Consider the following 332-nt stretch of genomic DNA (forward strand, 5'->3'; position numbering starts at 1 on the left):
CGACGACATCGCACCCGCCGTGCCGACATATTGGTTCGACAGCGCCAGATTGGCCTGATTGACCTCATCAAGCTGAGAAAGCGCTTCTGAGACTTCGCGCACGCCGGTGGCCTGCTCGGTCGTGGCATGGGCGATGCCGGCGATATTCTGGGCCATGCTCGACATCGCCTCGCGGATCATATCAAGGGCACCGCCCGCATCGCGCGGAGCAGCCCCGCCCGGAGGGAGCCGGCGGCGACCATGGGCAGCCCCTACAACAGGGGGAGGAGTACGACCATGAGGCCGGAGCCGCCTCAGCTGTGCCGGGCGCCGCCGACAGCGCTGCCCCCGCC

At 68.4% G+C, this 332-nt stretch carries 1 protein-coding gene; it reads right to left on the reverse strand.

What is annotated here, in order from left to right; genetic code table 11:
- On the reverse strand, positions 1-180 hold a 180-nt coding region (locus tag RMT89_RS41890; protein ID WP_399498919.1), incomplete at its 3' end, for a hypothetical protein.
- Positions 181-332: the final 152 nt, after the last annotated feature.

It is taken from the genome of Streptomyces sp. P17, assembly GCF_032436805.1.
Lineage (GTDB): Bacteria > Actinomycetota > Actinomycetes > Streptomycetales > Streptomycetaceae > Streptomyces.